The organism is Embleya sp. NPDC059237 (genome assembly GCF_042754105.1).
Taxonomy (GTDB): Bacteria; Actinomycetota; Actinomycetes; order Streptomycetales; family Streptomycetaceae; genus Embleya.
Window position 1 is genome coordinate 17,308 of record NZ_JBHZAE010000038.1, and the last position, 14,170, is coordinate 31,477.

General features: G+C 71.7%; 9 protein-coding genes. All 9 read left to right on the forward strand.

The genetic code is table 11. From position 1 onward, the window contains the following. The first annotated feature begins 508 nt into the window (after nucleotides 1-508). The 9 genes from ACFXKZ_RS51070 (at nucleotide 509) to ACFXKZ_RS51110 (ending at nucleotide 13,943) form a co-directional block, all read left to right on the forward strand. The gene (locus tag ACFXKZ_RS51070) at nucleotides 509-6,886 is read left to right on the forward strand and encodes an SDR family NAD(P)-dependent oxidoreductase (protein ID WP_380014981.1); all 6,378 of its coding nucleotides are present in this window, start codon (nucleotides 509-511) and stop codon (nucleotides 6,884-6,886) included. Continuing rightward, nucleotides 6,883-7,092, forward strand: a complete 210-nt coding sequence (locus ACFXKZ_RS51075) for a DUF5988 family protein (RefSeq protein ID WP_380014984.1) — start codon at nucleotides 6,883-6,885, stop codon at nucleotides 7,090-7,092. The genes ACFXKZ_RS51070 and ACFXKZ_RS51075 overlap by 4 nt, the downstream gene beginning before the upstream one ends. 22 nt (nucleotides 7,093-7,114) lie before the next feature. Beyond that, on the forward strand, nucleotides 7,115-7,909 hold the full coding sequence (locus tag ACFXKZ_RS51080) for an SDR family NAD(P)-dependent oxidoreductase (protein WP_380014987.1): 795 nt from the start codon (nucleotides 7,115-7,117) through the stop codon (nucleotides 7,907-7,909). After that, the gene (locus tag ACFXKZ_RS51085; protein WP_380014990.1) at nucleotides 7,906-9,159 is read left to right on the forward strand and encodes a cytochrome P450; all 1,254 of its coding nucleotides are present in this window, start codon (nucleotides 7,906-7,908) and stop codon (nucleotides 9,157-9,159) included. The genes ACFXKZ_RS51080 and ACFXKZ_RS51085 overlap by 4 nt, the downstream gene beginning before the upstream one ends. Before the next feature lie 100 nt (nucleotides 9,160-9,259). After that, nucleotides 9,260-9,721: a nuclear transport factor 2 family protein gene (locus tag ACFXKZ_RS51090; protein ID WP_380014993.1), complete on the forward strand. Its 462-nt coding sequence runs from the start codon at nucleotides 9,260-9,262 to the stop codon at nucleotides 9,719-9,721. A gap of 693 nt (nucleotides 9,722-10,414) precedes the next feature. Then, a complete protein-coding gene (locus ACFXKZ_RS51095) occupies nucleotides 10,415-10,618 on the forward strand; it encodes a hypothetical protein (RefSeq protein ID WP_380014996.1) in 204 nt (67 codons plus the stop codon). Nucleotides 10,619-10,689: 71 nt separating this feature from the next. Then, a complete protein-coding gene (locus ACFXKZ_RS51100; protein WP_380014999.1) occupies nucleotides 10,690-11,223 on the forward strand; it encodes an RNA polymerase sigma factor in 534 nt (177 codons plus the stop codon). Next, nucleotides 11,220-12,008, forward strand: a complete 789-nt coding sequence (locus tag ACFXKZ_RS51105; protein ID WP_380015002.1) for a hypothetical protein — start codon at nucleotides 11,220-11,222, stop codon at nucleotides 12,006-12,008. Before ACFXKZ_RS51100 ends, ACFXKZ_RS51105 begins: the two co-directional genes overlap by 4 nt. Nucleotides 12,009-12,605: 597 nt before the next feature. Then, nucleotides 12,606-13,943 (forward strand): hypothetical protein, encoded by a 1,338-nt coding sequence (locus ACFXKZ_RS51110; protein WP_380015005.1) that lies wholly within the window; start codon nucleotides 12,606-12,608, stop codon nucleotides 13,941-13,943. The last annotated feature ends 227 nt before the right edge of the window (nucleotides 13,944-14,170 follow it).

A 14,170-nucleotide genomic window follows, 5' to 3' on the forward strand; every position in this document is an offset into this window, starting at 1 on the left:
GCGCGGCGATGCCGGTGGCGCCGACAGGTGTGTGTCAATGGCCGGTCTCATCCATGACCGCCGTCATGTGTGGAACCGGACCGGGCCGAAGGTCACGCGGCGGGCCACGGCCTCACCTGCAGCACTGGCGCGTCTCAGGATCGTGACGATGCTGTCGCAGACCACGAAGGAGCCGTGCTCGGCGGCGTCGCCAAGAGGCGGGCGCACATGGCGCAGCGGCTTCGCTGTGCCCTGACCTGTGCGGTGGTCGGCGGCGGGCGCGTTGGAGTATCCGCGTCCGCGGGCCGAGTACGAAGGGGGCGTGCGCGTTTCCTCCTTGCGCCCGATTTCACAAGCGGTCCACGGGTTCCACACCACGACGTGGTTGATCGCTGGCCGCCGGGGCACCGGGCGTGTTTTCTGGAGGCATCCGCCGCGTACGGGCCGCGCGCGCAACGGACTCGCGGGCTGTCGGGATGGTGGTCGAGCCGAGCAGCTGCGGCCCGGACAGTCATCGTGGGAGGTTTCCATGGCTTCGGTTCTCGCCCCGTCTTCGGCCACTCCCGCTCGGCGGGAGGCCGTCGCGGTGATCGGTGCGGGCTGCAGGTTCCCCGGGGGCGTCGACTCACCGTCGTCGCTGTGGCGGTTGCTGTGTGCGGGGATCGACACGGCGGCGGGGGTGCCGCCGGACCGCTGGTCGTTCGAGGAGCTCGGCGATGTGGAACCGGCGGTGGTCGAGCGGATGCGCTGGGGCTGCTACTTGGACTCCGACATCCGGGCCTTCGACCCGGCGGCGTTCGGGATCGGCGCCGAGGAGGCGGCCTGGGTGGACCCGCAGCACCGGCTGTTTCTCGAGGTGGCATGGGAGGCGTTCGAGTACGCGGGGATTCCGGTGGTGGACCTGAGCGGATCGCGGACCGGCGTGTTCGCCGGGGTCTACAGCGACGACTACCTGCTGCGCAACCGGCCGCGCCCGGAGGAGGTCAGTGCGTACTACGGGCTGACGAGCATGCACAGCACCATGGTGGGCCGGGTGTCGTTCCAGTGGAACCTGCAGGGGCCCAGTGTGGCCGTCGACACCGCGTGCTCCTCGAGTCTGGTGGCCGTCCACCTGGCGTGTCAGAGCCTACGCACCGGTGAGTCGGATCTGACGTTGGCCGGTGGCGTGCAACTGGTGCAGACGCCGGAGCAGATGGTTGCGTCGGCCCGGTGGGAGATGCTCTCGCCCCGCGGTCGCTGCCGTTCGTTCGACGCGGGGGCGGACGGGTTCGTGCGCGGCGAGGGCTGTGGTGTGCTGGTCCTCAAGCGTTTGGCCGACGCGCAGCGCGACGGTGACCGGATCCTGGCGGTGCTGCGCGGTTCGGCGGTCAACCAGGACGGGCACAGCAGCCGCCTGACGGCCCCGTCCCAAGACGCGCAGGAGCAGGTGTTCCGCGCCGCGTTGCAGGCGGCCGACGTGCGGGCCGCGAATGTGGGAATGGTCGAGGGGCACGGTCCGGGCACGCCGGTGGGCGACCCGGTGGAGTTCGCCGCGACCGCCGCGGTCTACGGGCTGGGCCGGGGGCGCTGCGCCCTGGGGTCGATCAAGAGCAACATCGGGCACACCGAGCCGGCTGCGGGGGTGGCCGGTCTGCTCAAAGCAATCCTCGCCGTGCGTCACGGAGTGATCCCGCCGACACTGCACTTCCAGCGGTGGAATCAGGACACGGACGCCGAAGGCACACGTCTGTTCGTCCCGGTGACGACGACGGACTGGCCCGTGGACGGCACCAGGCTGGCCGCCGTCTCCGGCTACGGCATCGGGGGCACCAACGCGCACGTCATCGTGGAACAACCGCCCGAGGCCACCGTGGCGCAGCGGACCGGCGTGCGCCCACGGGCCGAGGTGGTGGCACTGTCCGCGAATTCGGCCGCCGCACTGTCGGCGTCGGCCGGACGCCTCGCGGACTGGCTGACGCGTGATGGGGACGAGGCGAACGCGGCGCTTGCCGACGTGGCGTACACGCTGGCCGTCCGGCGCAGCCACGGAGCCCATCGGCTGGCGGTCGTGTCGCGATCACGGGCCGAACTGGAAGTCGGCCTTCGCGCCCACGTCGAAGAGGCGGCGACGCCCACGGCGGTGTCGGGCCGGGTGTCCGCGGGGGTCGAGAGCGGACCGGTGTGGGTGTTCTCCGGGCAGGGGTCGCAGTGGGCGGGTATGGGCCGGTCGCTGCTCGAGCAGGACGAGGCGTTCGACGCCTCGATGCGGGAGCTGGAGCCGCTGATCGAGGCGGAGGGCGGACCGGTGCTCGGCCGCGTGCTGGCAGACGTCTCGGTGGTGAGCGGCTTCGCCCGCGTGCAGCCGGTGCTCTTCGCCGTGCAGGTCTCGCTGTCGGCTATGTGGCGCGCCCACGGGGTGCGGCCGGCCGCAGTGATCGGCCACTCCACGGGAGAGATCGCGGCCGCCGTGGCGGCCGGGGCGCTGAGCCTTGCCGACGGCGCGGCGATCGTGTGCCGCCGCTCGCGCCTGGCCGCGCGCTTGTCCGCGGGCGGCGCCATGGCCTCGGTGCGGCTGGGCCAGGACACGGTGCTGGAGGAACTGGGCCGGATGGGTGCCGAGCAGGTGGGCATCGGTGTGGTGGCTTCGCCGGACACGACGGTGATCGCCGGTGATCGCGGTCAGGTGAAGGCGGCGGTCGAACAGTGGCAGGCGGCCGGGGTCACCGCCGCCCTGGTAGCCGTGGACGTCGCCTCGCACTCGCCGGCCGTCGACCCGGTACTGCCGCACCTGCGCGCGGAATTGTCCGGCCTGCGGCCTCGGGTGCCCCACACCGCGTTCTACGGCGCGGTGTTGCCGGATCCGCGTGAGGTGCCCGCCTTCGACGCGGACTACTGGGTGCGCAACCTGCGCGAGCCGGTGCGCTTCGCATCCGCTGTGGCGGCGGCCGCCGCCGACGGCCACCGGGCTTTCGTGGAGGTCTCACCCCACCCGCTGCTGACCTCGGCCATCACCGAGTGCCTTGCGCAGGCCACGAGCGATCCCGTGCTCGTGACGCCCACCTTGTGGCGCGATCAGGACGAGGAACGCACCTTCGCGACGCAGCTGGCGCGCCTGCATTGTTTCGGCGCTGCGGTGGACTGGTCCCGCCGGTACCCGCCCGGGCGGCTGACGGACGTGCCGACCACGACCTGGGACCGCAAGCCCTTCGTGCTCGCCCCCACCCGCGTGCGGAGTTCGGACGGGGCCGCGGGCGAGGAGCACCCGCTGCTGGGAGCCCACCTTTGCGACCCGCAGCGCGACGACCGACACCTGTGGCAGACCACCGTCGGCGTGCAGCGTCTGCCCTGGTTGGCCGACCACACGCTCGAGCAGGTGCCGGTCCTGCCGGCCACCGGCATGTGCGAGGGCGCGGTGGCTGCCGCGTGCGCGTTGTTCGACGCGGGCCCGGAGGCCGTGGAGGTCGGAGATCTCGTCCTGTACGAAGTGCTGCCGCTTGCCGACTCGCCGCGGATCACCACGACGGCCACGCGCCGATCGTCCGAGACCGCGTCCTGGGTGCTCAGCACGCAGGACGCGGCCGGCTCCCGGACCGTGCACGCGACCGCGACACTGCGCCGCGTGCGGGACGAGCCCCGGCCGGACGGTTTGGACATCGCCTCGCTGCGCAGCCGACACACCCGGCCGCTGGATGTGGACGTGTTCCAGCAAGCGCTGACCAGGCGCGGCATCACACACGGTCCCTCCTTCGCCGCTCTGCGCCGGATGCACCGGCACGACGGCGACGTAGCCTCTGTGCTCGCCGAACCTGCCCTGCCCGGCCAGGCGCGGGCCGGCGCGTCGCGCATGCATTGGCACCCGGTGCTGTTCGACGCCTGCCTGCAGGCCGCGATGGCTCTGTGGGACAGCTGCGGCCTGGCGGGCGCCGGGATGATCGTGCCGATCTCCATCGCGTCGGTGCGTGTTTGCGGGCGAGCCGCACGCGGCCGGTACTGCCTGGCCGAGTTGACAGACGGCGGCGCGGACGGCTTCACCGCGACGGTGCGCTGGCTGGGCGACGACGGCGACCTGCTGGCGGAAGCGCGCGGCGTTCGCTTCCTGCGCACGGAAGTCCCGGCGCACAGCACGCTGTTCGACAGCTGCCTGTTGCAGGTGCAGTGGCTCGAAGCCCCGCTGCCCGACCAAGTGACCGACGGGCACGGCTCCTGGCTGCTGATCGGCGAGTCCCCCGACGACGCCCTGGCGGCCGACCTCGCCACACACCTGCGTGCACGCGGCGACGCATGCCATGTCGCCTTCTGCGCGCCCGATCTCGCGCCGCGGGCGGCAACCGCTCACCTCGCGCGGGCGCTGGCCACGCGCGACGACTGGACGGGTGTCGCGGTCCTGCCGGGCCGCGAGCGCACGACAGTGGACGAACACACCCCACGTATGGCGCAGCAACGCACCACGCGCCTAGGCCTGTTGGCCCGAGCCCTCGTGGCCGCTGCTCCCGCCGAGCCGCCCCGGCTGTGGGTTGTCACCCGCAACGGCCGTCTGGTGGACCCCGCGGATCGCGTGGATCCGCACCAGGCCGGCATGCGCGGCCTGGTGCGGGTCCTGGGCTACGAGCACGCGGAGTATCGTCCGACCGGCGTCGACATCGATCTGCTCGTCGGCGCGGCGGACCTGGCCGACGAACTGCAGGGCGCGGACCCGGGCGACGACGAACTCGCCTGGAGGAACCGTCGGCGTCTGCGCGCCCGCCTGGTCAAAAGCCCCATGCGCGATGACGAACGGCGCCGGCGGCTGTGCCGCTACGCGCGGGACGGTTTCGCCCTCGCCATCCGCTCGCCGGGCAACCTGGGCACCTTCGAGTTCGTGCCGCGCCCGCGCAGGGCCCCGGGTGCCGGGGAGATCGAGGTCAGGGTTCTCGCCAACAGCCTGAATTTCGTGGACGTGTTCCTGGCCATGGGCATCTACCCGTCGGAGGACCCGGCGCTGGGCGACAGGACCCTTGGGATGGGTGGTGCGCCCACCCTGGAGTGGGGCGGGATGGACTGCGGCGGCGTCGTGGTCGCGGTCGGCGAAGGCGTCGACGCGTGGCGCGCGGGCGACCGGGTGATCGTGCCGCTGGCGGGCTTCGGCGGAGGCTTCGCCTCGTTCGTCACCGTCCGCGCGGACTGGGCCTACCCCGTGCCCGCGGACATGCCACTGGAATCGGCCGTCGCCATGCCCACCGCATACGTCACGGCCTGGTACTCCCTCGTTCGGCTGGCCCGGGTCGGCCGTGGGGAAAGCGTGCTGATCCACTCCGCTGCCGGCGGGGTGGGCCTGGCCGCGATCCACCTGGCCCGCTTCCGCGGGGCGCGTGTCCTGGCCACGGCCGGCACCGACGCGAAACGGAAGCACCTGCGTTCGCTGGGGATCGAGGACGTGTTCGACTCGCGCAGTCTGGACTTCGCCGACCAGGTGCGCCGGGCCACCGGGGGCCGTGGCGTGGACGTGGTCCTCAACTGCCTGACCGGCGAGGCCCAGCGGGCGAGCCTGGATCTGGTGGCGCCGCAGGGCCGCTTCGTGGAGATCGGCAAGAAGGACATCTACGCCGACAACCCTCTCGGCCTGTACGCCTTCCGCCGCAACATCACCTTCCACAGCGTCGACATGGCGTTGCTCTCGCGGATCGATCCCGACCTGGTCGCGCGGCTGACGCGGGAGGTCGCGCGCGAACTGGCCGAAGGACGACTCGCCGTGCTGCCTTGCACGACCTTCCCTGTCGCCGACGCGTCCACGGCATTTCGCACGATGGCCAACGCCGAGCACATCGGCAAGATCGTGCTGGCCTGGCCGGGCGACGACGAGGCTCGCGTGGTCTGTCCGCCCGACGCGTTTCCGCTCGCCCGCCCCGACGGCGCGTACATCATCACCGGCGGACTGGGCGGACTGGGCCTGCTGTTCGCCGAGTACCTGGCCGGCAAAGGTGCGGGCCACCTCGTCCTGAACAGCCGCCGGCAGCCAAGGCCGCACGCGCGCGAGGTCATCGATCGCATCACCGCCGGCGCGACCCGCGTCAGCGTCGTGACCGGCGATCTGGCCGATCCGCACACCGCCGACCGGCTCGTGCGGGTCGCGGAGAACGGATTCGCGCTGCGCGGAGTCCTGCACGGCGCCGCGGTGGTCGAGGACGCGACCGCCGAACGTTTCGACCCGGACCTGCTCGACCGGGTATGGCTCCCGAAAGCCGTCGGCGCATGGCGTCTGCACGAGGCGACCAAGCAGCACAGCCCCGACTGGTGGGTCGGATTCTCCAGCACCGCCTCGTTGTTCGGCTCGCCCGGACAGGGCCCCTACGCGGCCGCCAACGCCTGGCTGGACGAATTCCTCGCCTGGCGCGCGGCACAGGGACACCCGGAGACCACCACGATCCAGTGGGGCCTGTGGGGTGAGGTCGGCGCCGGCGCCGAGGCCGCCCTTCGCTACGCCGCCATCGCGCCGGCCGAAGGGGTGCCCGCCTTCGAGTACATCCTGTCCCGTGGCCGCCACCGGACCGGGTACAACCGCACGGAACTGACCGACTGGCTCGCCTCGTTCGCCACCGTCGCCGGCACCTCGTTCTTCAGCGGCCTGCTCGACGGCGACGCTCGGGATTCCGGACCGCGCCCGACCGGTGTTCTCGCAGCCCTGCGTGCGGCCACCGACGACCGACAGCGTCGCGCACTGCTGCACGACCTGGTGACAGGACACCTTGCCGCGATCCTGCGGTGGGAGGCCGACCTGATCGTCGACGGCACCACGCTGACCTCCCTGGGACTGGACTCGCTCATGGGGCTGGAGCTGCGCAACCGGCTCGAACGCGACCTCGATACGCCGGTACCCCGGGTCGTGGTGTGGACCTCGCCCACCGTCGCGACGCTGGTCGACGCGATCCTGACCCAAGTGGGCGCGGGATGAGCGAGGAACACGGCACCCCCTTCGTGCTGATCGGCGGCCCGCCGGATCTGCTCGAGTCGCCGCCCGACCTCGTGCGCCGCGACGGCGATCGCCTGATCCTCCCCTGGCGCGCCGGCTACGAGCACTACGAACTCGACGAGACGACATCCCGAGAGCGGCGCACACGCGCCTACCGCTGGGCCTACCGCACCGACATCGCCGAATGACACGGGCCGGAAGGGAGAACACATGCACATCGCGGGGAAAACCGCCCTCGTCACCGGTGCCACCGGCCTGCTGGGCCGACAGCTGGCCCACCAACTCGCGGCCCGGGACGCCCGGCTGCTGCTCACCGCACGGCGCCGCGACGACCTGAACGACCTGGCCCGACAACTCGGCGGCGAGGCGATCGTCGCGGACCTCGCGACGCGCGCGGGCGTGGAATCCCTCATGCGACAGGCCGGAGACGTCGACATCGTCGTGGCCAACGCCGCATTGATGCCGTTCGGCCTCATGCCCGCCGACTTCACCGCCGACGAGGTCGACTACCTGCTCGACCTGAACCTGCGCTGCCAGGTGCACCTGGCCCACCTGGCCACCGAGCAGATGGCCTCCCGCGGCGGTGGCCACTTCGTGTTCGTGCTGTCGCTGGCCGCCAAATACGCCTCCCGCAGAGCCTCCCTGTACAACTGCGCGAAATTCGGCCTGCGCGGCTTCAGCCGGGCGCTGCGCGAAGACCTGCGCCCGCTCGACGTCGGAGTGAGTTCCGTCCTTCCCGGATTCATCCGCTCGCCGGAATCGAACCGGCCCGAGGTCAAGCTGCCCTGGTGGACCGGCGGCTCGAGCAGCGCCCAGCACATCGCCCGCGCCACCATGCGGGCCGTCGAACGCAATCGGGGGGAGATCATCGTGGCCCCACCGGGCATGCGGATCATCGCGACGCTCACCGCCGCCTTCCCGGAACGGGCCAACGCCGTGCACCGTCGCCTGCACCACGACAGCATCACCCAGGCCCTGCACGCAGGCGGGCAGGTCCACCGATGACGGACCCGAATCCGGCGCCGCACGAACAGACGGGCACGGACAATCCGCTGTCTTCGGCGTTCTGGCGGCGCCCCCTCCTCGAACGACAAGACGTGTTCGCACGCCTGCGCCGCATGGACGAGCCCGTTTACCACCGGCGCCCGGCCAGTGGGCGCTGGCAGGTCGACGACGGCTTCCACGCCCTCGTGCGCTACGAGGATGTCATGACGGCCGGATGCAACCCCGCGTGCTACAGCTCGAAGCCCACCTCGGTCAGCCTGGACGACACCGGAACGGACGTGCGCGACGACGACGCGTCGATCATCAACCTCGACAACCCGCGCCACGCCCGCATCCGACGCATCGCCAACCACGCGGTGTCACCGGCGAGCATCGACAGGATCGACGCGCAGATGCGCGCCACCGCCCGGCGCACCGTGGACAGCCTGGTGGCCCGCGGCCCCTGCGACTTCGTCGCCCACGTGGCACGGCCACTGCCGGACGAGATCATCTGCCGGCTGATCGGCATCCCCGAGCAGTCGCGCGCGCAGGCCATCGACAACGTCGAGGTCCTCCTGCAAATCCGGGACGCCGACAGCCGGATCGAACCGGCACGGGTCCGCGACGCCGTCGAGGAATTCCGCGCTCTCATCTCATCGCTCGTCGAACAGCGCCGCCACCGCCCGACCGGGGATCTGCTGTCCACACTGGTCCAACCTCACCCCGGCCGGGAACCCGTGACCGAGCACGCCGCCACGACGTTCGTGAGCACTCTGATCTCCGGGGGAACGGAGACCGTGCGCACCGCCCTGGCGGTAGCCCTCACCCTGCTCACCGAGTACCCGCAACAGCGCCGACTGCTGCTCGAAGACCTGCCCGGACGTCTGCCCGCGGCCGTCGAAGAGACCCTGCGCTTCGCCGCACCGGCAGCGTGGATGCGCCGCACCGTCACCCGGCCAACCCGGATCCGGAACCACACCTTCGAGCCCGGAGACAAAGTCGTCCTGTTCTACGCCGCCGCGAACTGGGACGAGCACGTCTTCGATCAGCCCGCGTCCTTCGACATCCGCCGCGCCCCCAACCCCCATCTGGCGTTCGGCACGCCCAGCACCCACCACTGCCTCGGCGCCTACCTCGCGCGGCGCGAGCTGACGATTCTGCTGACCGAACTACTCACGCGCATCCCGGACATACGCGCCACGAAACCGCCGCTGTGGCGGGCCAAGGGCGTCATCCAGGACATCACCTACCTGCCCTGCGCCTTCGGCTAGATCCCCGGATCCCGATCCGCACATCCGCCGGCCGCTGCGCCGACCAGGGACCCACCCGCCTGCGCACCGCGCCTTCCGCAACCAGATTGGGCAACGCGAAATGACCGTGCCAAAGACCCCCGAAGACCGTATCCGTGCCGCTCACACCGAGACCCTGCGCGTCTGGATCGATGCCCTGCACCGCGACGACGTCGCCGCGTACGTCGCCTGCTACGCACCCGAAGCCGACGTCGCCGACATCCCCCTGCAGGCCGGCGCCCAGGGCTTGAAGTCGCTGTACGAAGCCATCGACATGTGGCTACGCATCCTGCACCACGAGCGGGTCGAACTCCAGACCCTGCTCGAGGGGGACGGCCACACCGCCGCCGTGCTCAGCGTCACCTTCGTGATGCTCGACCAGATCCCCTCGGTCCCCGAACGCATCAAGATCGGAAGCCGCGGGACGGTACGGACGATCATGCTCTTCCGCTTCGACGAGAACGCGAAGATCGTGTTCGAGCGGGGATACTGGGACCTGGGCGAGCTGTTGCGACAAATCCGCGTCGACAACCAGGACGCGTGACCCGCGTGCGGCTTGAAGTCACGTCGGCGCCTGGCGATCACTCGTGTCGTCGGCCGATCCAACCTCACGGCGCAGGGGGGCGACCCGAGCCGACTGGCGGTCGAGGACGTCGCCGACGCCCTCGAAGCGCTACCCGCGGCCCGCAACTGATGGGCTGCGCGCCGCCTGCGCCCCGACCGCCGACGGCAAGCCCCGCATGACCTGGCGCGAGATCGGCGAACCGGTGTCCGGTTCGCTCCACGCGCGGGCACCCGTGCGCAACCCCATCCCCCATCCCTCCCCGACCCGGCCCCGCCAACCGCCGTCCGCGCTGCGTCCGCACCGACGCGCCCGCCGCGATCGTCCACGAATCGGGGAACACCGACCCCGAGACGGTCGGTACCGCAGGTCGATCAGCCTCACCGTAGACGCGAGGCCGGCGTTCGGCGAGCGACGTGTCTCCCGGCCTTCCGGTCCGAACAGGCACCAACCGCCCGGCCTTCGCTTCCGCGCGATTCCCCCGGGTGGGCCGCGCCGTCGGATCGCTCGTGGCGTCGATGGTCGGCGGGCGGATCGCGCACAAGCGCGGACCGTCGGAAAAAGTCCGACTCGATGTTCCCGAACCTCGTCCCGAACGCCCACTGACAGGGTGAGGCGCGCCGCCACCGGGACAACCCCGGTGGGCGAAGCCGCCTCCGGAAGGAGGGTCACCTCGTGGACCCGTTCGTCCTGGCGTTCACCGCACTCGGTGCCGTCGTCTCCCTCGCCGGGCACCTCGTGCGCGGCCACTACCGGGCGCGGCACGCCCGCGAACACACTCTGCGCCATCACGTGCGCCTCCTGCCCCGGGGCAGCACGATGATCGATCTGCACGCGGGCATCGTCCTCCATGTCGGCACCGACCGGGGAAGCCGATGACGAGCCCGTCCGAAGGATCCCGGGAGGGACGCGTTCCCCTGGGGCGTCGATCGCCACCGAACCCGGACGAGATGACGGCCGAGCACCACGAAAGAGCCGCCTGCCTCGACTTCGTCACACGGGAACAGCCTTTCGTCCTGCGGTTCCTGCTGCGCCTGGGCGTCTGCGTCGCGGACGCCGAGGACGCGGTCCAGGAAGCGATCATCCAGGCGTGGCGCCTGGCCGAGGACGGCTTCTGGTCCGAAGTCAACGAGCCTCGGGGCTGGATCCGCAAGGTCGCCCTGCGGTGCCTGAACCGCCCTCAGGGCAGGCGCCGCCGTGTCCTCGAGATCCCGATAGTGGACATTCCCGAACCGCGTGCGGCCTCGACCGACGGCCCGGAGCTGACGGCGCAGACCTTGACGATCGTCACCATGTTGGCGGGTCTGCCACGACAGGAGGCGATCGCCCTCACCTTGAAAATGGACGGCCTCACCTCGGCCGAGACCGGAGCGATCCTCGGCGTGGGCGACCAACGGGCCAGGGACCTGCTCAAGCAGGCTCGCAAACGCCTGCGCCGGCAACTCGCCGCCCCGGCCGGGCCGGACAACGGGAGGACCTCGTGAGCATCGACACCCACGGGCTCGACGACGACACCCTCGATGCCCTGTTGGCGCGCGCCGACGCCGAACTCCTGACGTACGCGCGTGCACACGTGGATCCCACGACCGTGCTGCGCGCCCTCCTGGACGAGGTCCCGGCCGTCGGGGAGTCCGGACACAGGGGCGGCGGCGCGCGCCGCCCGGTGACGTGGGCCCAGGCCCTGGACAACCGCGGGAACGCCTCCCGGATCAAGAAGCTGATCGACGCGTACCTCACCCGTCTGGAGGACCTGGAGAGGCGATTCGACACCGAGGCCGACATCGGGCGGGCCGTACAACAGTGCGCGGACGAACTCGACACGCTGTGGACCCTCGCCCCTCGCATTGACGTTCCCCACGGCGAGGCGGACCTTCGCGACGTCCTCGCGTGGTCCCGGGAGCTGTTCGAGGACCTGACGAAACAGGCCCACACTCCGGGAACGCCCGTCGTCCGCGGCCGCAACGGCTCCGATCCGGCCGTGTCGAGGTCGGACTTCGACCGGCTGCACAGCTCCGCCCACATGGCGATGAGCGCGATCGAACGTCGGATGTACCTGATGCTGCGGGAGACCGTGGACGTCTCGGGCGCGGACCTTTCCGGGATGAAGTTCACGGACCTCGACATATTGGAGAACGTCGTGTGGACCGACGCCACCCGATGGCACCCCGCCGCGCGCACGGTCGTCCGCGAGTGCTCCCACGTCATCGGCGAAGGCGTGTACCGGATCCACACCGAGGGCCTCCGAGACCGCGACCACGCGTGCGTGTGAGCCACCCGCACCCGCCCGACACCGACGACCCGCGCCCCGATCCGCCGATGACACCGCGGCCCGGCCGCCGAACACACCGCGGCCGGGCCGCACTTCGGCGCGGCGGCGGGCGGACCGGTCCCGTCCGTCGGTTCCTCGACGGTGTCGCGCTCGAACCCTGCCGCGCCACGGCTCGACCGATGCCTTGCCCGGGCGCGAACCTCGGACCTCGTCCGCCGGAGCCTCCGGGTGGTCGCCGCACGTGATTTACCGGCAGGGTGTGGATCGGGGGCGTCGTCCACGCGTGCAGGATGTCGATCGTCCGCCCCCGAGGACGTCCTCGTGGGCCCGACGGCGTGGTGCTCGTGGACCGGGTGCGGCCGTGCGGGGGCCGGCCCGGCCGCGCCCGGTGCTTGTGGTCGTGCGCCTGATCGCCAGGGGCGGTCGGTCGCCCGCCGGCACGCAGGCGTGGGCGATGCGACCGCCCGGCCGGCGCGGTGTGCCCGATCGGGTGCTCACCGGCTTCGCCCAAGCCGAGGCCCGCTACCGGGCGGGCATCACGAGGCGCAGACCGGCGCCCCGGATCGATTGTCGGCATCGGCCCCTAGCGTGCGGCGGATGGACATCGAACCTCCCCAACCGCAGCAGGACTTCTTCGACCGGGTGCCACCGAACACCGTCACCTTCCTGCTCGAGCGCGGGCACGTGGACGTGGTGGTCGAGGCGGCGCGCCAAGGGGAGTGGGAGTGCGCCCGGGGCGCGGTGGAGCACTTCCTGGCGCGCGGCGAACCCGGGGCGGCGTGGGGGGTGATCGCGCCGTTCGTGGCGACCGGTCGGTGGTCGGCCGCCCGGGAGGCCGCCCCGGTGCTGTGCGCCCTCGGGCGTGGTGGGGAGGCGATCGCGATGATGCGCGCGCACGCCGAGGGTGGCGCACGCGACGCCTGGAACACCCTGGCCCGGCTCCTGGCCGACGACGGCCGCGTCGACGAGGCGATCGAGGCGCTGCGTCCGCGCCTGTGCGACTGGTACCACCTCGAGGCTCTGGTCGAGGTCTCCGAAGGGCGTGGGCGCGACGCCCGCGTGATCGACCTGTTGCGCCGCGTCTGTGGCGGGGGCGGGCCGTGGAATCGCGCGATCATGCTCGCCCGGGTGTTCGAGCGGGGCGGTCGGGTGGACGAGGCCGTCGAGGTGCTGCGCGCGCGGATCGACGACCCGTCGCACACGCAGGTCAACGACGTCGAGGAGTTGACCGAAATCCTGGCCCGGCACGACCGCCTGGACGATCTGCGGCTGCTCACCGCCGGCCCGAACGCCCGCTGGGCCTTCTCGTCCCTGGCGCAGCGGTTGGAGGAGTCGGGCCGCGTCGAAGAGGCCATCGAGGTGCGGCGCCGCGCCGCCCGGGAACCAATGCCCTACGCGGCGGGTTCGTTGGCGTTGCTGCTCGCGCGCGTCGGTCGCCTCGACGAGGCGGTGGAGGCGGTCGGCCCGGCGTTGGACGGTGCGGACTGCGGGTGCCTGCTGTACGAGTTCCTGGATGCCCTGATCGCCGCTGGCGGCGCGGCCGCGGCGCTGGAGCTGGTAACCGCGACGGCGGAGCGCAATCCGCACATCGGGGAGCACGCTAGGAGCCTGCGGCCGTGGTTGTTGTCCGAGGTCGGGCGGGGTGAGGAGGCGATCGCCGAGGTCGTCGCCCGGATCGAGAAGGACGACGAGCGGCATGGCATCGAGCAGTTGGCCCAACTGTTGGACTCGGAGGGCAGGGTCGAGGAGGCGATCGCCGCGCTGTGGGAGTACGCCGCCGAAACCGGCTTCGGCCGCGTGCACCTGGCCCGCCTGTTGATCGGACAGGAGCGCGTCGAGGACGCGATCGCCGTCCACCAGTTGCCGAAGCCCCGCGTCGTGTCGCCGGCGGACGATCCGTGGGGCGCACCGGTGGTCGAACCGGCGTCACCGTGAACCGCAAGCGGCCGACCGCGGATGACGGGCTCGGGATCCGTGCGTTCGCGTGTCGAGGTGCCGCGCGGCGCAGCCGGGGCGAGTCCCGACTGGGGAGTGGTGCCGGACGCGGTCCGAGTCCGCGTCCAGGTCGGTGGGATGCGGGGATTGCGCACCGTCGGACTCGTGGACGAGCATCCGCCGGAGCCTTGTCCCGCTTCGGCCGCGCGTCGCCGGCACGGCCACAC